Source organism: Serratia sp. BIGb0234 (genome assembly GCF_024809915.1).
Classification (GTDB): domain Bacteria; phylum Pseudomonadota; class Gammaproteobacteria; order Enterobacterales; family Enterobacteriaceae; genus Serratia; species Serratia liquefaciens.
In genome coordinates this window covers 55,493-75,867 of the sequence record NZ_JANUEI010000009.1, presented here as the reverse complement: position 1 = coordinate 75,867, position 20,375 = coordinate 55,493, and the positions used below count along the sequence as shown (strand labels likewise).

General features: G+C 57.6%; 18 protein-coding genes. 12 read left to right on the top strand and 6 right to left on the bottom strand.

Annotated features, from left to right (window positions below):
- Positions 1-83: 83 nt before the first annotated feature.
- The 4 genes from M2407_RS23365 (at position 84) to M2407_RS23350 (ending at position 5,194) form a co-directional block, all read left to right on the top strand.
- On the top strand, positions 84-803 hold the full coding sequence (locus tag M2407_RS23365; RefSeq protein ID WP_020824666.1) for a DUF3053 domain-containing protein: 720 nt from the start codon (positions 84-86) through the stop codon (positions 801-803).
- Between the two features lie 533 nt (positions 804-1,336).
- The gene (locus M2407_RS23360) at positions 1,337-3,256 is read left to right on the top strand and encodes a PTS mannitol transporter subunit IICBA (RefSeq protein WP_046374816.1); all 1,920 of its coding nucleotides are present in this window, start codon (positions 1,337-1,339) and stop codon (positions 3,254-3,256) included.
- 58 nt (positions 3,257-3,314) lie between these two features.
- Complete coding sequence (locus tag M2407_RS23355; RefSeq protein ID WP_187962091.1) at positions 3,315-4,469, top strand: mannitol-1-phosphate 5-dehydrogenase; 1,155 nt, start codon at positions 3,315-3,317, stop codon at positions 4,467-4,469.
- Between the two features lie 173 nt (positions 4,470-4,642).
- Positions 4,643-5,194, top strand: a complete 552-nt coding sequence (locus M2407_RS23350; protein WP_020824669.1) for an MltR family transcriptional regulator — start codon at positions 4,643-4,645, stop codon at positions 5,192-5,194.
- Here M2407_RS23350 and M2407_RS23345 read toward each other — a convergent pair.
- Positions 5,191-5,799, bottom strand: a complete 609-nt coding sequence (locus M2407_RS23345) for a LysE family translocator (protein WP_044554326.1) — start codon at positions 5,797-5,799, stop codon at positions 5,191-5,193. The genes M2407_RS23350 and M2407_RS23345 overlap by 4 nt on opposite strands.
- Before the next feature lie 140 nt (positions 5,800-5,939).
- On the opposite strand from M2407_RS23345, the gene M2407_RS23340 reads away from it, so the two are divergent.
- Positions 5,940-7,406 (top strand): PLP-dependent aminotransferase family protein, encoded by a 1,467-nt coding sequence (locus M2407_RS23340; protein ID WP_020824671.1) that lies wholly within the window; start codon positions 5,940-5,942, stop codon positions 7,404-7,406.
- 71 nt (positions 7,407-7,477) lie between these two features.
- Complete coding sequence (locus M2407_RS23335) at positions 7,478-7,840, top strand: YibL family ribosome-associated protein (RefSeq protein WP_020824672.1); 363 nt, start codon at positions 7,478-7,480, stop codon at positions 7,838-7,840.
- A 32-nt stretch (positions 7,841-7,872) separates the two neighbouring features.
- Here M2407_RS23335 and M2407_RS23330 read toward each other — a convergent pair whose 3' ends face one another.
- From M2407_RS23330 to fdhD, 5 genes are all read right to left on the bottom strand, one after another.
- A complete protein-coding gene (locus tag M2407_RS23330) occupies positions 7,873-8,652 on the bottom strand; it encodes a methyltransferase domain-containing protein (RefSeq protein WP_122080511.1) in 780 nt (259 codons plus the stop codon).
- 113 nt (positions 8,653-8,765) lie between these two features.
- Positions 8,766-9,437, bottom strand: coding sequence for a 6-hydroxyaminopurine reductase (gene yiiM / locus M2407_RS23325; protein WP_259220029.1), 672 nt, complete (start codon positions 9,435-9,437; stop codon positions 8,766-8,768).
- Positions 9,438-9,528: 91 nt separating this feature from the next.
- Positions 9,529-11,457, bottom strand: coding sequence for a methyl-accepting chemotaxis protein (locus M2407_RS23320; protein ID WP_187962092.1), 1,929 nt, complete (start codon positions 11,455-11,457; stop codon positions 9,529-9,531).
- 124 nt (positions 11,458-11,581) lie between these two features.
- Positions 11,582-12,202, bottom strand: a complete 621-nt coding sequence (sodA, locus tag M2407_RS23315; RefSeq protein ID WP_044554332.1) for a superoxide dismutase [Mn] — start codon at positions 12,200-12,202, stop codon at positions 11,582-11,584.
- Between the two features lie 110 nt (positions 12,203-12,312).
- Positions 12,313-13,158 carry a formate dehydrogenase accessory sulfurtransferase FdhD gene (gene fdhD, locus M2407_RS23310; protein WP_046374813.1) on the bottom strand — a complete coding sequence of 282 codons (846 nt, stop codon included), beginning with the start codon at positions 13,156-13,158 and terminating at the stop codon, positions 12,313-12,315.
- Between the two features lie 145 nt (positions 13,159-13,303).
- Here fdhD and fdnG point away from each other — a divergent pair, with 145 nt between their 5' ends.
- The 6 genes from fdnG to M2407_RS23280 all read left to right on the top strand — a co-directional run bounded on the left by fdnG (position 13,304) and on the right by M2407_RS23280 (position 20,339).
- Positions 13,304-16,351 (top strand): formate dehydrogenase-N subunit alpha, encoded by a 3,048-nt coding sequence (gene fdnG / locus M2407_RS23305; RefSeq protein WP_104410929.1) that lies wholly within the window; start codon positions 13,304-13,306, stop codon positions 16,349-16,351.
- Between the two features lie 12 nt (positions 16,352-16,363).
- Positions 16,364-17,263, top strand: a complete 900-nt coding sequence (fdxH, locus tag M2407_RS23300; protein WP_020824680.1) for a formate dehydrogenase subunit beta — start codon at positions 16,364-16,366, stop codon at positions 17,261-17,263.
- The gene (gene fdoI / locus M2407_RS23295) at positions 17,260-17,895 is read left to right on the top strand and encodes a formate dehydrogenase cytochrome b556 subunit (RefSeq protein ID WP_013810963.1); all 636 of its coding nucleotides are present in this window, start codon (positions 17,260-17,262) and stop codon (positions 17,893-17,895) included. Before fdxH ends, fdoI begins: the two co-directional genes overlap by 4 nt.
- The gene (fdhE, locus tag M2407_RS23290) at positions 17,895-18,824 is read left to right on the top strand and encodes a formate dehydrogenase accessory protein FdhE (protein ID WP_020824681.1); all 930 of its coding nucleotides are present in this window, start codon (positions 17,895-17,897) and stop codon (positions 18,822-18,824) included. The genes fdoI and fdhE overlap by 1 nt, the downstream gene beginning before the upstream one ends.
- A gap of 228 nt (positions 18,825-19,052) precedes the next feature.
- The gene (locus M2407_RS23285) at positions 19,053-19,700 is read left to right on the top strand and encodes a DcrB-related protein (protein ID WP_020824682.1); all 648 of its coding nucleotides are present in this window, start codon (positions 19,053-19,055) and stop codon (positions 19,698-19,700) included.
- Between the two features lie 33 nt (positions 19,701-19,733).
- Complete coding sequence (locus tag M2407_RS23280; protein WP_116691495.1) at positions 19,734-20,339, top strand: glutathione S-transferase; 606 nt, start codon at positions 19,734-19,736, stop codon at positions 20,337-20,339.
- The last annotated feature ends 36 nt before the right edge of the window (positions 20,340-20,375 follow it).

Sequence of the window (20,375 nt, the reverse complement as noted above, 5' to 3'; positions counted from 1 at the left end):
GATCTATTCTTATAGGCGCAAGGAGTGCAGCAAAAGGGACGGAGTCCGATGAAAAAGCAGGTTTATAACAGGAGTTATGTCACATGGCGGTAGGGATCAAGAGCAGAGTTTTCGCGCGTTGGTTGGCCCCGGTATTGGCATTGTTGGTGGTCATGCAATTGACTGCCTGCGGCGATAAAGAGCCGGAACAACGCAAGGCGTTTATTGATTACATCCAGAACACGGTGATGCGCAGCGGCGCGAAAATCCCGACGCTGAGCGAAGATCAGAAACAGAAGTTCGGCAACTATGCCGGTGATTACGCCATCCTGGTCGGTTTTTCTCAGCAACTGTCCAAATCACTGGATGCCAGCCTGACGCCGGCGTTGGATCAGATTAACCAGATCCGCACCGCACAGGACTACATGAGCAAGCGCGATACGCTGCAACAGTCCGTTGGGGCGCTGAACCTGCTGGGGCAGCAAATCCAGTCAGCCAAGTCGCAGGCGGATACTGCCCGGACAGCGCTGAAGCAACCTGACGATCTGAAAGCCGTGTATAACCAGGCGTACGACAAGATTGTTACCGGGCCGGCCAATGCGCTGATGCCGGTGATTCCGACCACGGCCAGCTTCGTTCAGGATCTGGTTCAGGTGGGGGATTTCCTGCGTGCCCAGGGCAATCAGGTGGCCTTTAATAATAACGGCGTGCAGTTCCGTACTTCCCAGCAGGCAACGCAGTACAACACCATGATGTCGAATCTGGTGGCCAAGCAGCAGGATTTACTTAACGCACAGAAAATCGTCTCCAGCGTTACTCAGTAATCTCCAAACGCAGAAGCCGACAGTCCGGCTTCTGCCATTCCCTTCTGACTTTCCAACGGCTTGCTCACTTCTTGCACCACGCATCTGTACTACACTTCAATTAATCATCTATTTCCGACATGTAGTTTTCTTTCATTCATCGCACCGCTATTTCCCGACGGGATGAATGCTCACAGGGAAGACCTTCTTCAAGCCAGGATTCGGTAGCCACTGAAAAATAGATTGTGATCACCATCACAATTTAAAAATAAACGCGCATCAATTAAATGTGACTCAAATCACATTTAATTGGGTTTTAGGCGAATTTTGTTCTCGTTGTGGCTTTTTTACACTGAGTAACTGTGATCATGATCACTATAAGTGCCCCGATAATGGGGGTGTTAGTGTGATGTTTGTCACAAAAATTCCGTGAAGTTCGCACGGTAAAAACTGCGTGATAGAGTCCATTTCGCATACAGCAACAACACGGCTGGATCGTAACAACAATAATCACGCGCTCTTATTGTCAGCGCGTAACAATAGGGGTGTGTTTTATGTTTTCACCAGACATCAAAGTCAAAGTTCAAAACTTTGGCCGCTTCTTAAGCAACATGGTGATGCCTAACATTGGCGCCTTTATCGCCTGGGGTATCATCACCGCATTATTCATTCCTACCGGTTGGCTGCCGAACGAAACCTTAGCCAAACTGGTTGGCCCAATGATCACTTACCTGCTGCCGCTGCTGATCGGTTTTACCGGTGGCCGTCTGGTGGGAGGCGATCGCGGTGGGGTGGTGGGCGCTATCACCACCATGGGCGTGATTGTCGGGGCAGATATGCCGATGTTCCTCGGCGCCATGATTGCCGGTCCGCTGGGCGGCTGGGCCATCAAGCATTTTGACCGCTGGGTAGACGGCAAAATCAAAAGCGGCTTTGAGATGTTGGTGAACAACTTCTCCGCCGGCATTATCGGCATGCTGCTGGCTATTCTGGCATTTTTGGCCATTGGCCCGCTGGTTGAAGGGTTGTCACATATCCTGGCGACCGGCGTGAACATCATGGTGACCAACAACCTGCTGCCGCTGGCGTCAATCTTCGTGGAGCCGGCGAAAATCCTGTTCCTGAACAACGCCATCAACCACGGTATCTTCTCGCCGTTGGGCATTCAGCAGGCGACCGAAACCGGTAAATCCATCTTCTTCCTGATTGAAGCCAACCCAGGCCCGGGTATGGGCGTACTGATGGCCTACATGTTCTTTGGCCGCGGCAGTGCCAAGCAGTCTGCCGGCGGTGCCGCGATCATCCACTTCTTCGGTGGTATCCACGAAATTTACTTCCCGTACGTGCTGATGAATCCACGCCTGCTGCTGGCGGTGATCCTGGGCGGTATGACCGGCGTGTTCACACTGACCCTGCTGAACGGCGGTCTGGTGTCTCCGGCTTCTCCGGGTTCGATTCTGGCGGTATTGGCGATGACCCCTAAGGGCGCTTACTTCGCCAACCTGGCGGCGATCGCCGCAGCGTTCGTGGTGTCCTTTGTGGTTGCCGGGTTCCTGCTGAAAACTTCGAAAGCCAAAGAAGAGGATGACCTGGAAGAGGCCACTCGCCGCGTACAGGCGATGAAATCCCAGTCTAAAGGCGGTGCTGCGGCTCATGCAGCGGTGGATGGTGACCTGACCACGGTGCGTAAAATCATCGTTGCCTGCGATGCGGGCATGGGTTCCAGCGCCATGGGGGCCGGGGTACTGCGCAAAAAAGTGGCGGACGCCGGGCTGAAAAATATCTCCGTGACCAACAGTGCCATCAACAACCTGCCGGATGATGTGGATCTGGTGATCACTCACCGTGACCTGACTGAGCGCGCGATGCGTCATGCGCCGCAGGCACAGCACATCTCGCTGACCAATTTCCTCGACAGCAAGCTGTACAACGATCTGACCGAGCGCCTGGTGGCGGCCAATAAAACCACCGATAACCAGCAGAAAGTCATCAGCACGCTGGACGACAGCTTTGAGGCCACCGAGCAAAACCTGTTCAAACTGAGCGAAAGCAACGTGTTCCTTAACCTGCAGGCCAGCGACAAGGAGCAGGCGATTCGCTTCGCCGGCGAGCAGTTGGTCAAAGGGGGCTACGTTGAGCCGGAATACGTCGCGGCGATGCTGGAGCGTGAAAAACTCACCTCAACCTACCTGGGCGAGTCAATCGCCGTGCCGCACGGCACCATCGAAGCCAAGGACCGGGTGTTGCGCACCGGCGTGGTGTTCTGCCAGTACCCGCAAGGCGTGCGCTTTGGCGATGAAGAGGACGAGGTGGCACGACTGGTTATCGGTATCGCCGCACGCAACAACGAACATATCCAGGTGATCACCAGCCTGACCAATGCCCTGGACGACGACGGCGTCATCGAGCGGCTGGCGAATACCACCAGCGTACAGGAAGTGCTGGACCTGCTTAGCGGCAAGAAAGCCGGATAACAGAATCATTTTAAGGGGTGCAGCTTGCTGCACCCTTCGACATTAGAAAGGTAGGAATATGAAAGCATTACATTTCGGTGCGGGAAATATTGGGCGTGGTTTTATCGGCAAGCTGCTGGCGGACGCGCAGGCCGAACTGACTTTTGCCGATGTTAACCAAACGGTGTTGGATCTGTTGAACAGCCGTAAAAGCTACCAGGTTCACGTGGTCGGCGAGCAGGAGCGGGTCGAGCCGGTCAACAACGTCAGTGCAGTGAACAGCGGCAGTGAAGAGGCGGTAGCGCTGATCGCCGAAGCGGATATCGTGACGACCGCCGTGGGCCCGCAGATCCTGGGTAAAATTGCCGGTACTATTGCCAAAGGGCTGATCAAGCGTCATCAACAGGGCAACAACCAACCGCTGAACATCATTGCCTGCGAAAACATGGTGCGCGGCACCAGCCAGTTAAAACAACATGTGTTCGATGCGTTGCCGCAGGACGAGCAGGCGTGGGTCGAGCAGCATGTCGGCTTTGTTGACTCGGCGGTTGACCGCATTGTGCCGCCGGCGGAAGCGGGCAGCAGCGATCCGCTGGAAGTGACGGTGGAAACCTTCAGCGAGTGGATTGTCGACCAGACCCAGTTCAAGGGCCAGCCACCGGCGATCGCCGGCATGGAGCTGACCGATAACCTGATGGCGTTTGTCGAACGCAAACTGTTCACGCTCAATACCGGTCATGCCATCACCGCTTATCTTGGCCAGCAGGCCGGTCTGCAGACCATTCGCGATGCCATTCTGGACCCGGCGATCCGCCGCGTGGTGAAAGGGGCGATGGAAGAGAGCGGAGCGGTATTGATCAAACGTTATGGCTTTGACGCCGCCAAGCATGCCGCTTATATCGACAAAATCCTCAGTCGCTTTGAGAACCCGTATCTGCACGACGACGTTGAGCGTGTGGGGCGCCAACCGCTGCGCAAGCTGAGCGCGGGCGATCGTCTGATCAAACCCCTGTTGGGCACTTTGGAATACGGCCTGCCGCACGCGAACCTGATTCAGGGCATCGCCGCCGCCATGAGCTACCGCAGCGAGCAGGATCCGCAGGCCAAAGAGCTGGTGGAACTGCTGACTGAACTGGGGCCAAAAGCGGCGCTGGCGCAAATTTCCGGGCTGCCGGCGGAAAGCGAGGTTGTAGAACAGGCCATTGCTGTGTATAACGCCATGCAGCGCCAATAGGCTATTTTACTTGCCATTTTACGGTTGGGCAGTGCTCGAATTCCTCACGTACTACGTGTACGCTCCGGATTCTGCGCGCTGTCCGCCCGCAAACTGGCTGCGACAATAACGCCTATGGTATTAAATTAGTGGCCGATACAGCATACCCCTCCCACGCCATTCGAAAAGCGACGATGGAAGAAGCACAGGCATTTGAAAATAAGGTTCTGGAAAGGCTGAACGCAGGCAAGACGGTGCGCAGTTTCCTGATAGCGGCGGTAGAGCTGCTGGCGGAAGCGCTCAACGTACTGGTGGTGCAGGTGTTTCGCAAGGACGATTATGCGGTGAAGTATGCCGTCGAACCGCTATTGTCCGGTGCCGGTCCGCTGGGGGAGTTGTCGGTGCGCCTGAAGCTGATGTACGGGCTGGGAGTGATCTCCCGCCACGAATACGAAGATGCCGAGTTGCTGATGGCGATGCGCGAAGAGTTGAATCACGACGGGACAGAATACCGCTTTGTCGATGATGAAATCCTCGGGCCGTTCGGCGAGTTGCACTGCGTGACCGCGTTGCCGCCGGTGCCGACTTTCCTGCAGCCCGGCGAAGCGGAAGAGTCGCTGATCGCCATGCAGCGCCAGCGCTATCAACAGGTGTTGCGTTCCACTATGGTGCTTTCCGTCACCGATCTGATAGCCGGTATCGGCGCCAAACAACCGTCCCGGCTCTCTCCTCTCGGCCGCAGTTAGGCAAAGGCGGCGCGCCACTCGTCGAACAGCAGCCACAGTGCCGTGGCTGCCATCAATCCCGCCATCACGCCGTTAAACAACCGCAGTTTCCAGGTCACTCGCAGCGCATCACGCAGGCGATCGCCCAACACCGCCCAGACCAAGACGCAGGGAATGTTCAGCGCGGTAAAGGCAGCGATAATCATCAACGTATGACCGAGGCTGGCGCCTTCCCGCGGGGTGAACAGAATGGCGACGTTAATGGCCATCAGCCAGGCTTTGGGATTGACCGCCTGGAACAACGCCCCGTTGATTAAGCGCATTGGCTGCGCCTGCTGTTTGCCGTCCGGCGATGCCGCTTTGAACAGCTTCCAGGATAGCCATAGCAGATAGGTGCAACCGATCACCGCCAGTGGAAAACGGATCATCCCGGCCCAGCTCAAAATCAACGCCAGCAGGGTGGTGGTCAGGGCCAGCTGCACTGCGCAGCCGACGCTGATGCCAAAAACCATCGGCAGAGTGCGGCGCAGGCCAAAATTTACGCCGGACGACGCCAGCAGCAGGTTGTTGGGGCCTGGGGTGATCGACATGACGGTGACATAACTGATAAAGGCGGAGTCCAGCATAATGGGTTCCTCACAGGGCTGGGGGAGCAAGGGAACCAGCATAAAACCTGCCGATGGATGGTGACAGAACCAAAAACCAGTTATTGTTATGGATACAGTTATACCAATATTAAACTGTACCCATTGCCTGGAGACAAACTGTGACCCTGCTCGATGAAATGCCGGAAACGCGCTACCAACAGCTGGCGGATACGCTGGCGGAAGCCATTCGCCGCGGTACGCTGCTGCCCGGCAGCCGTTTACCCTCGGTGCGTCGCTGCGCGCAAACCCACAGCGTCAGCATCAATACCGTGGTCGCGGCTTACCGCACGCTGGAAGATCGCGGTTTGATAGAGGCGCGGCCACAGTCGGGGTTTTATGTGTGCAACACTCTGCCGGCGTTGAAGGCCGCTTTGCCGACCAGCAGCCGAATAGAGCCACCGGCGGACGATGTGCTGGCCTTGATCGACACCGTGTTTGCCGCCCAGCAGAACCCGGCATTCACCAACCTTTCGCTGGCCTGCCCGCAGACCTCGGATTTTTACCCCGGCGGGAAATTGGGGCGGATGCTTTCATCGCAGCTGCGTCGCCAGCCGAACCTGATCGGTCAGTACGCGCTGCCGCCCGGTAGCCTGCGGCTGCGTCAGCAGATCACGCGTCGTTCGATGACGCTGGGTATGCTGCTGGAACCGGGCGATATCACGCTGACGCACGGCTGCATGGAGGCATTGCAACTGGCGCTGCGGGTAACCACCAAACCGGGCGACTGTATCGGGCTGGAATCGCCGACCTATTTTTACCTGCTGCCGCTGCTGGCCAGTCTGGGGCTGAAAGCGCTGGAAATCCCCACCGATCCGCAACACGGGCTGTCATTGGACGCGTTGGAACTGTTGCTGAACGAGAAACGACTGAACGCGGTGATCGCCATGCCGACGGTGCAAAATCCGTTGGGTTGTACCATGCCGCTGGCGGCGAAAAAACGCCTGGCTCGGCTGATGAACGATCATCAGGTGCCGCTAATTGAGGACGGGCTGTACGCGGAGATCCAGTTCGGTGGCGCACTCTCCCCGGCGGTGAAATCATTCGACCGCGACGGTTGGGTGCTGTTTTGCTCCAGCTTTACCAAGACGCTGGCGCCGGATTTTCGCATCGGTTGGATCAGCGGCGGACGTTTCAACGATGCGTTGCGCAAGCTGAAGGCGGTGTCGTCAATGTCCGAGTCACAGTTGCTGTCGGAAACTCTGGCGATGTTTCTGGAAACCGGTGGCTACGATCACCATCTGCGCAACCTGCGCAAGCGCTATGCCGCCCAGGTGGATGAGGCGCGAGGGTTGATTGCGCGTCACTTTCCACGCGGCACGCGAGCCACGCAACCGGCGGGGGGATTTGTGTTCTGGGTGGAATTTCCGGACGGGGTCGACAGCGTAGCGCTGTTCCACCAGCTGTTGGAGGAGCAGATCTGCCTGACGCCTGGCACGCTGTATTCTCCCAGCGGCCGCTATCGTAATGCGTTGCGGCTCTCCTGTTGTTATCCGTTTAATGCGCGCTACAGCCAGGCGCTGGCACGCGTGGGGGCTAAAGCCTGCGAGATGAGTGGCTTGCCGCCGGGCATTGCGCAAGACGGGTAACGACGCGCGCATTTTGCTACAATGTGGGCATCATTGATTAGCGTGCCGACAGGCACAACAGGCCAGAAACCATGAAAGAGATAGAAAAGGCAGAGATTAAGCGCCTTAGCGACCTGCTGGACGCACTGAACCACAAAGACACCCTGGTGATCCAACAGGGCAATCCCGATCTGATTGCCCAGCACACCAAAGAAAAAGAGAAGCTGGCGGCAGAAATCGAGCGCCTGAAAGGCGTACGTGTTGAAAAGCTGAGCGCAGAAGCGCAAAAGCTGAGCCAACTGCCGTTCAGCCGTGAAATCACCAAGAAAGAACAGGCGGATATGGGCTCGTTGAAGAAAAACGTGCGCGGCCTGATCGTAGTGCACCCAATGACCGCTCTGGGCCGTGAAATGGGCCTGAAAGTGGTTACCGGCTACGCCAGAAAAGCTTTCTGATCGCCAGGGGCGCCGTCGATGGCGCCCCGTTTTCATAGCTTGGTGGTGAAATACGCCTTGGTCTGATAGGGCACGGTCAGGTTTTCTTTGCCCTGCAATTCCTCTTCTTCTGCCACCAGTTGGCGGATCTCATCGATCACTTCTTCCTGCTGCTGGGGCGGCAAGGCAGCGATAAAGCTGGTGGAACGCACCCGGTTATAAATCACATCTTCTGCCGCACCCTGGTGGGCGAGCATAAATACCTGCTCCTGTAGCGCATCCAGCCCTTTGAACGGGAAAAGTTTACGCCATTCTCCGGTGTAAAAACGCGGGGCGTCGCCTTCGTGACGGTCGACAATCTGGTTCAGCTTACGCACCCAACTTACGCGCGCATCGCGCATATTCCATACCAGGCCAAGCTTGCCGCCGGGTTTGAGAATGCGCTTTATCTCGGCCAACGCCTGCGGCGTGGCGAACCAGTGGAAGGACTGTGCGCAGACCACGGCGTCCACTGATTCATCCGGCAGCGGGATCGACTCCGCGGTGCCCGCCAATGTTTTCACCTGCGGCAGCGCAATCGACAGCTTTTCCAACATCTGCGCCACCGGTTCAACGGCGATCACCTGAGCGCCGGTTTCCAGCAGGCGGGGCGTGAATTTGCCGGTGCCGGCCCCGAGATCGATCACCGTCATACCGGCATGCAGGCCGAGGGTGTCGCGCAGCCAAACGGCAATTTCCGGTGGGTAATCCGGTCGCCCTTTAACGTAGCGATCGGAATTGGCCTGATAGCCAGCGGCTGCGGCATGGTGGATCGAATGAGATGGGGAGGTCATAACTTTGCTCCTGCCTGAAAGAGGTTGCCGGTTGGGTTGCATCACAGTATAGGTCGGTAAAAAGGCTTAACGCAGTATTCTGCGCCACGTTTTTCCTTCCCGGCTGCTGTTTCTCAGCGGCCCAGCAAGCGGCGATTAAAGTCTTCAATACGGTGTTCACTGATACGCGTCAGCATGGTTTTACTCCAGCTGGCGGACAACCCGGCCACCGCCAGCAGGCGGCGATATTGCTCTTCATCAAACGGCATATGCCAGGCGATGCCAATCGCCTCGGCGACCGAGATATCGCTGCTGCGTGTTACCAGTTCCAACGGGCGCTCGCCGCTGACTTTACCGGCGGAGATCACGCGGTACAGCCAGCCGCAGCGGCCGCTTTGTTGCATCAGCACCGAGATGTCGTCGATATCAAAATGGTAGTTGAGCTTGAAGCAGGGAGAGCGCGGTTGGGTGACCTGAATCAGCGCGTCGCCCCAACGGAAGATGTCGCCCATAAACACGTTGTGTTCGGTCAGCCCCAGAGTTGAAAGGTTTTCGCCAAAGGCCGGCGCGCTGAACTGTTCCGCCTGCGTCGGGAACTGTTCGCGCCAGTGTTGGTAATGTTCTCGGGGATAGTGACACAGCGCGCGGTCCGGCCCGCCGTGATAGCTTTTCTCCGCCTGCTCATCGCCTTCCAGGCCGAGGGACGTCAGCTTGATGGCACCGTCCACCAGGCGCTTGGCGATACCGCTCGGCCGCCCGCCCTCGTAGGGTTGAACGGTACCGATATAAACCTCAGGGTGATGCATATGCGCCTCCATGTCTCGCTTCGAAGGTTCAGCATAGCCTGAGTTGGCCGGAGGGAACAATAACCGCCCGAAAGGTTCGGGCGGGTAAACGTTAGAAGGTGGTCCAGTTATCTTCCGCTTCGGTGCTGGCTGCGGGCTTTTTCATCGCCGGTGCCTTGACCACCGTCCCTTTCACGGCGGCCGGTGCAGAAAGTTCCGCCAAACGGAATACCGAGACGCTTTGCAGTAGCATTTCCGCCTGTTCTTCCAGCGAGTCGGCTGCGGCGGCAGATTCTTCCACCAACGCGGCGTTCTGCTGAGTGGTGTGATCCATTTCCACAATCGCCTGGCCAATTTGGGCAATACCGCGGGTCTGCTCGTCGGAGGCGGCGGCGATCTCCGCCATGATGTCGCGCACATGGGTGACCGACAGGACGATCTGCTCCATGGTATTGCCGGTGTTTTCCACCAAAGTGGTGCCGGTCTGTACCCGGCTGACCGACTCGGTAATCAACCCTTCGATCTCCTTTGCCGCCTGGGCGCTACGCTGCGCCAGGTTGCGTACTTCGCTGGCCACCACCGAGAAGCCTCGGCCCTGTTCACCGGCACGCGCTGCTTCCACTGCCGCGTTGAGCGCCAAGATATTAGTCTGGAAGGCAATACCGTTGATCAGGGTGGTAATTTCGGCGATTCGCTGTGAACTGCTGGAAATGTCGCGCATGGTGCTGACGACGCTTTCCACCAGTTTGCCCCCCTGCTGGGCGGTTTGTGAGGCGTCCGTGGCCAGCTGATTGGCGTGATGGGCGTTTTCGGCGTTCTGTTTCACCGTGGCGGTGAGCTGTTCCATGCTGGCGGCGGTTTCTTCCACCGCGGCGGCCTGTTGCTCGGTACGGGAGGACAAATCGGTATTGCCTGCGGCAATCTCCGCAGCGGCGGTGGACACCTGGCTGACGCCCATCTGGATTTTCTCAATCATGTCGCGCAGGTTCTGGCTCATCGCCGCCACGGCATTCAGCAATTGCCCCAGTTCATCGCGACGGGTGCTGGTCTGCGCCTGCCGCAGATCGCCACTGGCAATGCGTTCCGCCAGCGCCAGCGTACTTTGCAGCGGTCGGGTGATTTGCAGCGTGATGCGCCAGGCGATCAGCAGCCCGGCAATGATGGCAACCAGCGTGGTGATGCCCATTTGCAGCTGCGCGGCGTTGATATCGTTATGGGTTTGCGTCAGTTCGTCCTGCATAAAGGCGTTGACCAGCGTACCGACTTCCTGCGCGCTGTTGCCCAACTGCTGGCTGATGTTTTGCTCCTGTTGATAAGCCGGCAGGTAGGCCTGGATACGGTTCTTGTAATCATCAAGCGCGGTCAGCAGCGGTTGCAGCAGAGGACGCTGAGCGTCGTTGAGCCGCCGGCTGAGCGCGTTGGCCGCGCTACGGGCATCATCTATCGCCGCGACCAGCGGGGCTTCGGACTCGCTGCTCAGGCTCAACAGCAGGCCGCGCGCGCCGTAGCGCACCAGAGTCAGTTTTTGGTTCAACTGAATGAAGGCCAGCTGCAGGTCGCCATTGGTAAGCTGACGCTCTACCTGATTCAGGCTGTCTTGCACTTCCGACATGTTCCAGCTTTGGCGCACGGCATCCTTTGCCGCTACCGCCTTCTCGAAAGCGTTTTGCTGCTGCTGGTAGTGGCCGATCAGCTCCATCAAACGCTGCAGGTCTTTGCGGCTTTGGGGATCCCAGTCCAGGTCCTGACCCTGGTTAATCATCTTCACCGCGTTCTCGATGCTGGTGCGGTTATTTTTCAGGTATTCAGGCTTATAGGTTTGGCCGAACAGCGCGCGGTTGTATTTGGCTTGATTGATCTCGTCATTCAGCTTGTTGCTGAAGTCGATGCGATCGGCGCGGGACTCGATGGTATGCAGATACTGTGCGCCGGTTCCGGCGATAATGGCCGTCAGTAACAGCATCAGGCCAAAACCGAGACCGAGCTTTTTACCCACGGTGAGATGAACGAACTTTCCTGCCAGTGTTTGCAATGCCGCCATAATGATTTTCCTTTCCGGGCGAACGTCAATTGAACAAATCATCGGCAAAGGGCGGTTAAACTTTAGCGGATTTTAGGCAAAAAAATGCCCGCATTACGCGGGCATCTTCAGTACCGGGGGCGAATTACTTCTTCGCAGCGAAGCGTGCTGCCGCTTCATCCCAGTTAACCACGTTCCAGAATGCCTTGATGTAATCTGGACGTTTGTTTTGATATTTCAGGTAGTAAGCGTGTTCCCACACGTCCAGGCCCACGATTGGGAAACCTGAAGCGCCGGCAACGGCTTCGCCCATCAGCGGGCTGTCTTGGTTAGCGGTAGATACCACGGCCAGTTTGTCGCCTTTCAGCACCAGCCAGGCCCAACCAGAACCGAAGCGGGTCGCTGCGGCTTTCTCGAACTCTTCCTGGAATTTCTCTACGCTGCCGAAATCACGCTCGATAGCGGCTTTCAGATCCCCACCCAGCGTGGTGCCGGTTTTCAGGCCTTTCCAGAACAGGCTGTGGTTAGCGTGACCGCCGGCGTTGTTACGCATGAAGGTGCGCTTGTCAGCAGGCACTTTATCCAGATCCTGGATCAGTTCTTCAACGCTGTATTGCGCCAGCTCTGGGTAGGCTTCCAGTACGGTGTTGGCGTTGTTAACGTAGGTCTGGTGATGTTTGGTGTGATGGATTTCCATCGTCTGCTTGTCGAAATGCGGTTCCAGTGCGTCGTAGGCGTACGGCAGGGATGGCAGTGAATAACTCATAATCATCATCTCCAGTGGTGTATGGGCGGCGCAATGTTGTGAGCACCGCGTAAGCAGTCGGATCATTATAGTTATTTAAATGATATTGAAAATGATTATCAATGCCCTACTTACAGTGTGGGTTTAATCTGATCAACCAGGCGCTGCGGGTGGGTAAACACCGTGGCGCGGCCGGGTTTGCTGAAGCCGACCAGCGTCAGATTACTGCGCTCGGCGATTTCAACGGCCAGCGAGGTTGCCGCAGACACCACGAACAAAATCTCCACGCCACACATCGCGGCCTTCTGCACCATTTCATAACTGGCACGGCTGGAGGTTAATACCGCTCCCTGAGACCAGCCCTGTTTGGCGCGTACGCCAAGCAGCTTGTCCAGGGCGACATGTCGGCCCACGTCTTCGCATCCGCCAAGTACTTCACCCTGTGGGGATAACCAGGCGGCGGCATGGGTGCAACCGGTCAGTTGCCCAACTTCCTGTACTTCTCGCAGCTGTTTCAATGCGGAGTCGAGATTATCCAGGGAAAAAGTCTGGGTGAATGGCAGTGCAGGCAGCGGACGGAAAATGTCTGCCAGCTGTTCAATACCGCATACGCCGCAGCCGGTGCGGCCTGCCATGGCACGACGGCGCTCCTTCAAACCGGCAAACCGACGGCTGGAGAGCTCTATTTGCACCTCCAGTCCGTTACAGGTTTGGTTAATCTCTATACTGTAGATATCGCGTGGCGATTCGATGATGCCTTCCGACAGGGAAAAGCCCAGGGCGAACGCCTCAAGATCTTTGGGCGTGCACATCATCACCACGTGAGAGATGCCGTTATAGACCAGCGCGACCGGAACCTCTTCCGCCAGCCAATCCGGCTGTGCGGTGGCGAGTTGCCCGCGTTGATAAACCTGAGCCTGGGTCACCCCTGTGAGCGAGGTCTCATTTATGTGTTGGTCTGAGTTTATATTGTTCACTTAACTGGCACCTGTTTGTAACAACCACATACACGCTGTGGTAATATTGCCACCGCAAAAACAACAGTAATTTTAGCGCTTCCCGCTTCAAGGGGGAAAGCGCCATTTGAAACAATGTGACAATCGAGAGTGAAAGGAGACCCCCATGCAGGTCAGCAGAAGGCAGTTCTTTAAGATCTGCGCTGGCGGTATGGCAGGAACGACGGTAGCTGCGCTGGGCTTTGCCCCGGAAGTGGCGTTGGCGGAAACCCGGCAGTACAAACTGCTGCGCGCGCGCGAAACCCGTAATACCTGTACGTATTGTTCCGTCGGCTGTGGGCTGTTGATGTACAGCCTTGGTGATGGCGCCAAAAACGCCAAAGAAAGCATTTTCCACATTGAAGGGGATCCGGATCACCCGGTCAACCGCGGTGCGCTTTGCCCGAAAGGCGCCGGCCTGGTCGACTTCATCCACAGCGAAAGTCGCCTCAAGTACCCGGAATACCGGGCGCCAGGTTCGGACAAATGGCAACGCATCAGCTGGGACGACGCCTTCACCCGCATCGCCAAGCTGATGAAAGAAGACCGTGACGCCAATTTCATCAAAACCAACGAACAGGGCGTTACCGTCAACCGTTGGCTGAGCACCGGCATGCTGTGCGCCTCTGCCGCCAGCAACGAAACCGGTTATTTGTCGCAAAAATTTAGTCGCGCTCTCGGCATGCTTGCCGTAGACAACCAGGCGCGTGTCTGACACGGACCAACGGTAGCAAGTCTTGCTCCAACATTTGGTCGCGGTGCGATGACCAACCACTGGGTTGATATCAAGAACGCGAATCTGATTATCGTCATGGGCGGTAATGCGGCGGAAGCGCATCCGGTGGGGTTCCGCTGGGCGATGGAAGCCAAAATTCACAATAAAGCCAAGCTGATCGTTATCGATCCGCGCTTTACCCGTACTGCATCGGTAGCGGATTTCTATACGCCAATCCGTTCCGGGACCGACATTGCTTTCCTGTCGGGCGTGTTGCTGTACCTGATGACCAACAACAAAATTAACCGCGAATACGTTGAGGCCTACACCAACGCCAGCCTGCTGGTGCGGGAAGACTTTGCCTTCGACGACGGCCTGTTCAGCGGCTATGACGCGGAAAACCGCAAATACGACAAAACCACCTGGAACTACCAGTTCGACGAGAACGGCTTCGCCAAGCGCGACGTCACGCTGCAAGATCCACGCTGCGTATGGAACCTGCTCAAGGAACACGTCAGCCGTTATACGCCAGAGGTGGTGACCAACATCTGCGGCACGCCGAAGGAAGACTTCCTCCAGGTGTGTGAATACATCGCCGAAACCTGCGTGGCGGATAAAACCGCATCGTTCCTGTACGCCCTGGGCTGGACTCAGCACTCGGTCGGCGCACAGAACATTCGTACCATGGCGATGATCCAGCTGCTGCTCGGCAACATGGGCATGGCGGGCGGCGGCGTTAACGCGCTGCGCGGCCACTCCAATATTCAGGGCCTGACCGATCTGGGTCTGCTGTCGCAGAGCCTGCCGGGCTACATGACGTTGCCGTCGGATAAGCAACCGGATCTCGAGACTTACCTGAAAGCCAACACGCCGAAGGCGCTGCTGCCGGGCCAGGTGAACTACTGGGGCAACTACCCGAAATTCTTCGTCAGCCTGATGAAGAGCTTCTACGGTGACAAGGCGCAGAAGGACAACAGCTGGGGCTTTGACTGGTTGCCGAAGTGGGACAAAGGCTACGACGTGCTGCAGTACTTCGAAATGATGTCGCAAGGTAAGGTCAACGGCTACTTCTGCCAGGGCTTCAACCCGGTGGCGTCGTTCCCGAACAAGAACAAGGTCGTGGCTTCCCTGTCCAAACTGAAGTTCCTGGTGACCATAGATCCGCTTAACACCGAGACCTCGAACTTCTGGCAGAACCACGGCGAGTTCAACGACGTCGATTCGTCGAAGATTCAGACCGAAGTGTTCCGCCTGCCGTCCACCTGCTTTGCCGAAGAAAACGGCTCTATCGTCAACTCCGGCCGCTGGCTGCAGTGGCACTGGAAGGGCGCCGATGCCCCTGGCGAAGCGCTGAACGACGGCGAAATCCTGGCGGGCATCTTTACCCGTCTGCGTGAGATGTATGCGCGTGACGGCGGTGCGGTGCCGGAACAGGTGTTGAACATGACCTGGGACTACCTGACGCCGGATAATCCTGCGGCCGAAGAAGTGGCGATGGAGAGCAACGGTAAGGCACTGGCGGACATTCTCGACGCCGACGGCAAAGTGTTGGCGAAAAAGGGTGAGCAGCTCAGCACCTTTGCTCACCTGCGCGACGACGGCACCACCGCCAGCGGTTGCTGGATCTTCGCCGGTAGCTGGACGCCGGCCGGCAACCAGATGGCGCGGCGCGATAACGCCGATCCGTCCGGCCTCGGCAATACGTTGGGTTGGGCCTGGGCATGGCCGCTTAACCGCCGCATCCTGTACAACCGTGCTTCGGCGGATCCGCAAGGCAAGCCTTGGGATCCAAAACGTCAGTTGCTGGAGTGGGACGGTGCCAAGTGGGGCGGGGTGGATATCCCGGACTACAGCGCCGCCGCACCCGGCAGTGACGTCGGGCCGTTCATCATGCAGCCGGAAGGCATGGGGCGCCTGTTCGCCACCGATAAAATGGCCGAAGGGCCGTTCCCGGAACACTACGAGCCGTTCGAAACGCCGCTCGGCACCAACCCGTTGCACCCGAACGTGGTGTCCAACCCGGCGGCGCGCGTGTTCAAGGACGACCTGGCAGCGATGGGCAAATCCGACAAGTTCCCTTACGTCGGCACCACCTATCGTCTGACCGAGCACTTCCACTACTGGACCAAGCACGCGTTGCTCAATGCGATCGCGCAGCCGGAGCAGTTCGTGGAAATCGGCGAAAAACTGGCGGAGAAAAAGGGCATCCAGCATGGCGATACCGTCAAGGTCAGCTCCAACCGAGGCTATATCAAGGCCAAGGCGGTGGTGACCAAGCGTATCCGTACCCTGCAGGTGCACGGCCAAGAGGTCGACACTATCGGCATCCCGATCCACTGGGGTTACGAAGGGGTGGCCAAGAAAGGCTTTATCGCCAACACGCTGACGCCGTTTGTCGGCGACGCCAACACGCAAACGCCAGAGTTCAAGGCGTTCCTGGTTAACGTGGAAAAGGTGTAACGGAGACGAATTATGGCAATGCAATCTCAGGACATCATTCGTAAATCCGCCACCAATGGTTTCACGCCGGCGCCGCGCGCCCGTGACCACCAGGAAGAAGTGGCCAAGCTGATCGATGTCACCACCTGTATCGGCTGCAAAGCCTGTCAGGTGGCCTGTTCCGAATGGAACGACATTCGCGACGAAGTCGGGCACAACGTCGGGGTGTATGATAACCCCGCCGATCTGACCGCCAAGTCGTGGACGGTGATGCGCTTCTCCGAAGTGGAGGAAAACGGCAAGCTGGAGTGGCTGATCCGCAAGGACGGCTGCATGCACTGCGCCGACCCGGGCTGCCTGAAGGCCTGCCCATCGGAAGGTGCGATCATCCAGTACGCCAACGGTATCGTCGACTTCCAGTCTGAGCACTGTATCGGCTGCGGTTACTGCATCGCCGGGTGCCCGTTCGACGTGCCGCGCATGAACAAGGACGACAACCGGGTGTACAAATGTACCCTGTGCGTCGACCGCGTTGATGTTGGCCAGGAACCGGCCTGCGTGAAAACCTGCCCGACCGGCGCCATTCACTTCGGTACCAAGGAAGCGATGAAGCAGGTCGCCGCCGATCGCGTCAGCGAGCTGAACACCCGTGGCTATCAGAACGCCGGTCTGTACGATCCGGCGGGCGTGGGCGGCACGCACGTCATGTACGTGTTGCACCATGCGGACAAACCGCAGCTGTATCACGGTCTGCCGGATAACCCGAGCATCAGCCCGGCGGTCACGTTCTGGAAAGGCGTGTGGAAACCCCTGGCGGCCATCGGCTTTGCCGCCACCTTTGCAGCGAGCGTGTTCCACTACGTCGGCGTCGGACCAAACCGCGTCGAAGAGGAAGATAACGACGAGCTGCATGATGAGGAGACGCGCAAATGAAAAAGGAAAAGCGTATTCAGCGCTACAGCGCGCCGGAGCGGATTAACCACTGGATTGTGGCGTTCTGCTTTGTGTTCGCCGCCATCAGCGGGCTGGGGTTCTTTTTCCCCTCCTTCAACTGGTTGATGAACATTTTCGGTACGCCGCAACTGGCGCGCATTCTGCACCCCTTTGTCGGCGTGATTATGTTTGCGGCTTTCCTGCTGATGTTCCTGCGTTATTGGAAGCATAATCTGATCAATCGCGAGGACATCGTCTGGGCCAAAAACATCCATAAAATCGCCATGAACGAGGAAGTGGGTGACACCGGGCGTTATAATTTCGGTCAGAAGTGCGTATTCTGGGCGGCAATCATTAGCCTGGTGTTGCTGTTGGCCAGCGGTGTGGTGATTTGGCGGCCTTACTTTGCGCCGTCGTTCCCGATACCGCTGATCCGCATTGCGCTGCTGGTGCATTCGCTGGCTGCGGTCGGTCTGATTATCGTGATTATGGTGCACATTTACGCCGCGCTGTGGGTAAAAGGCACCATTACCGCGATGGTGGAAGGCTGGGTGCCGGCGGCCTGGGCTAAAAAACATCACCCGCGCTGGTACCGAGAGGTCCGCGAGAAACAACAGGAAGACAAACCCTGATGAGCATCCGCATCGTTCCTAAAGAGCAGTTAGGGGCACAGCGCGAGAAGTCCACAACGGCGGAGACCATCCCGCCGTTACTTTTCGCTAATCTGAAAAGCCTGTACAGCCGCCGCGCTGAACGCCTGCGTAAGCTGGCGACCGACAACCCGCTGGGCGACTACCTGAATTTTGCTGCCCAACTGGCCGAAGCGCAGCACCATGCGTTGCACGACAACCCGCTGACGCTTGATCTTACCGAAGTCCTGCAACAGGGTGCCGACAGTGGCAAGCCGCCGCTGGATCTGAGCGTTTTTCCGCGTAGCCAACACTGGCACCGGTTGCTGACATCGCTGATTGCCGAGCTGCGCCCGCAGGCGCCGGAGCACATTCTGGCGGTGCTGGATAACCTGGAAAAAGCCTCGGCGCACGAGCTGGAATTGTTGGCTGATGCGTTGCTTAACCAGGATTTCGCCAAGATCGGCAGCGAAAAAGCGCCGTTCATCTGGGCCGCGCTGTCGCTCTATTGGGCGCAGATGGCCAGCCTTATCCCCGGCAAGGCGCGCGCCGAATACGGCGAACACCGTCAATTCTGCCCGGTGTGCGGCAGCATCCCGGTTTCCAGCGTGGTGCATATCGGCACCGTCAGCGGCCTGCGCTATTTGCACTGCAACCTGTGCGAAAGCGAGTGGCACGTGGTACGGATCAAATGCAGCAACTGTGAGCAGACCCGCGATCTCAACTATTGGTCGCTGGACACCGAGCTGGCATCGGTTAAAGCGGAGAGCTGCGGTGACTGCGGTACCTACCTGAAGATTTTGTATCAGGAAAAAGACCCGCAGGTTGAGGCCGTCGCTGATGATTTGGCCACGCTGGTGCTCGACGCCAAAATGGAAGACGAAGGCTTTGCCCGCAGCAGCATCAATCCATTCCTGTTCCCGGGGGAATGATGATCGGCTACCGGGCTGCGACATTTTAACCTTGGGCAGTGCTCGGCCTCCTCACGTACTGCGTGTACGCTCCGGGGCCTGCGCGCTGTCCGCACTCAAACTGTCCTTGCCCGCTACGCCTTTAAGGCCGTAAATACCATTAATTTCGGACGGGGATTCTGGCATTCGCCCGGGCGAGTTGCTACGTTTACGCAATGACGCGCGAAGCGAAAGGAAAAGGGACAGACGATGTTGAAGACCATTGCGAAATTCACTGCGGTTGCTGTTTTAGCGGCAGGGCTGGCAGCCTGTGACAACAAGGACGATACCAAGCCGGAGATACCGAAGCCGGATCCCAAACCGACCGTCACGCAGCCTGCACCGCCACCGCCGGCGGTCGAAACTCCGCCAGCGACGCCCCCGGGGCTGAAAGTCTCGATGCAAAAGGGCAAGATCACCTTTGAATTGCCGCCGGGCTTTAGCGATCAGACTGAGAACAGCGGCATCGTCAACGACAGCCAGTCCACCATTCAGCGCTTCCTCGACGGGAAATCACGCCAGAGCACCGTCTCTTCCGAAGTGATCCCGCCTGATGGCATGAAGCTCAACGGCAGCGATAAAATGCTCAAGGACCTGACGCAGAGCATGCTCACCGAACTGGCCGATCGCTATCAAAATATTCGGACCACCAAAGAGGAGAATTTCACCGTCGGCAAGCAGAAGTTCCATCGGCTGGATACCGAGCAGAGCGTCAGCGGGCAGAAGGTAGTGTCTACCATCATGTTGACGGTGTTCAACAAGCGGGTGGTGACGTTGCAAATGCTGTCGCCGGCCAAAACGCCGGAGGCGCACCAGGCGCTGGTCCAGAAGATTATCGACACGCTGGCGGTGCAATAACAACGTTGTGGTTTGCAAGCGAGGGGAAGACTGATGAAGCTTATTGGCAGTTACACCAGCCCTTTTGTCCGCAAGATTTCCGTGATGCTGCTGGAAAAGGGGATGGCGTTCGAATTCGTTAACGATCCGCCGTATGAACCGGGCAGCCGGGTGGTTGAGCTGAACCCCTTGGCCAAAGTGCCGGTGCTGGTGGCCGATGATGGCGCCGTATTTTACGACTCGCGGGTGATTGCCGAATACCTCGAAATGTTGTCCGTGGCCCCGGCGTTTTTGCCTGTCGAACGCGCCGCCGCGTTGCGCATACGCCAGGTGGAAGCCTTGGCCGATGGCGTGACGGAGGCTGCCGCCACGTTGTTTCGCGAGAGCAAACGGGCGTCGGAAAAACAGGACGAAAACTGGATCTTGCGCCAGCGAGACAAGCTGACGCACGGGCTGGATGCGCTGGAAAAACTGGCGCAGGAAAAAACGTTGCTCAATGCCGAAGCGCTGACGCTGGCGGATATTGCTACCGGTTGTGCGCTGGGCTACCTGAATTTCCGCCGCATCATGCCCAACTGGTGCGTCGAGCGACCGGCGCTGATCAAACTGGCCGAGCGGCTGTTTGCCCGTGAAAGCTTTGCCCGCACCTTGCCCCCCTGATTTCCCTCACCCCGCTGCGGCGGGGTTTTATTTGAT

What these genes read in the sequence shown, in the direction of transcription:
- M2407_RS23280 (WP_116691495.1), top strand. Translation starts at nt 19,734, where the DNA reads ATGAAGCTTATTGGCAGTTACACCAGCCCTTTTGTCCGCAAGATTTCC.
- M2407_RS23285 (WP_020824682.1), top strand. Translation starts at nt 19,053, where the DNA reads ATGTTGAAGACCATTGCGAAATTCACTGCGGTTGCTGTTTTAGCGGCA.
- yiiM (WP_259220029.1), bottom strand. Translation starts at nt 9,437, where the DNA reads ATGCATCACCCTGAGGTTTATATCGGTACCGTTCAACCCTACGAGGGC.
- M2407_RS23320 (WP_187962092.1), bottom strand. Translation starts at nt 11,457, where the DNA reads ATGGCGGCATTGCAAACACTGGCAGGAAAGTTCGTTCATCTCACCGTG.
- fdxH (WP_020824680.1), top strand. Translation starts at nt 16,364, where the DNA reads ATGGCAATGCAATCTCAGGACATCATTCGTAAATCCGCCACCAATGGT.
- sodA (WP_044554332.1), bottom strand. Translation starts at nt 12,202, where the DNA reads ATGAGTTATTCACTGCCATCCCTGCCGTACGCCTACGACGCACTGGAA.
- M2407_RS23345 (WP_044554326.1), bottom strand. Translation starts at nt 5,799, where the DNA reads ATGCTGGACTCCGCCTTTATCAGTTATGTCACCGTCATGTCGATCACC.
- fdoI (WP_013810963.1), top strand. Translation starts at nt 17,260, where the DNA reads ATGAAAAAGGAAAAGCGTATTCAGCGCTACAGCGCGCCGGAGCGGATT.
- M2407_RS23350 (WP_020824669.1), top strand. Translation starts at nt 4,643, where the DNA reads ATGGAAGAAGCACAGGCATTTGAAAATAAGGTTCTGGAAAGGCTGAAC.
- M2407_RS23330 (WP_122080511.1), bottom strand. Translation starts at nt 8,652, where the DNA reads ATGACCTCCCCATCTCATTCGATCCACCATGCCGCAGCCGCTGGCTAT.
- M2407_RS23360 (WP_046374816.1), top strand. Translation starts at nt 1,337, where the DNA reads ATGTTTTCACCAGACATCAAAGTCAAAGTTCAAAACTTTGGCCGCTTC.
- M2407_RS23355 (WP_187962091.1), top strand. Translation starts at nt 3,315, where the DNA reads ATGAAAGCATTACATTTCGGTGCGGGAAATATTGGGCGTGGTTTTATC.
- fdhE (WP_020824681.1), top strand. Translation starts at nt 17,895, where the DNA reads ATGAGCATCCGCATCGTTCCTAAAGAGCAGTTAGGGGCACAGCGCGAG.
- M2407_RS23365 (WP_020824666.1), top strand. Translation starts at nt 84, where the DNA reads ATGGCGGTAGGGATCAAGAGCAGAGTTTTCGCGCGTTGGTTGGCCCCG.
- M2407_RS23335 (WP_020824672.1), top strand. Translation starts at nt 7,478, where the DNA reads ATGAAAGAGATAGAAAAGGCAGAGATTAAGCGCCTTAGCGACCTGCTG.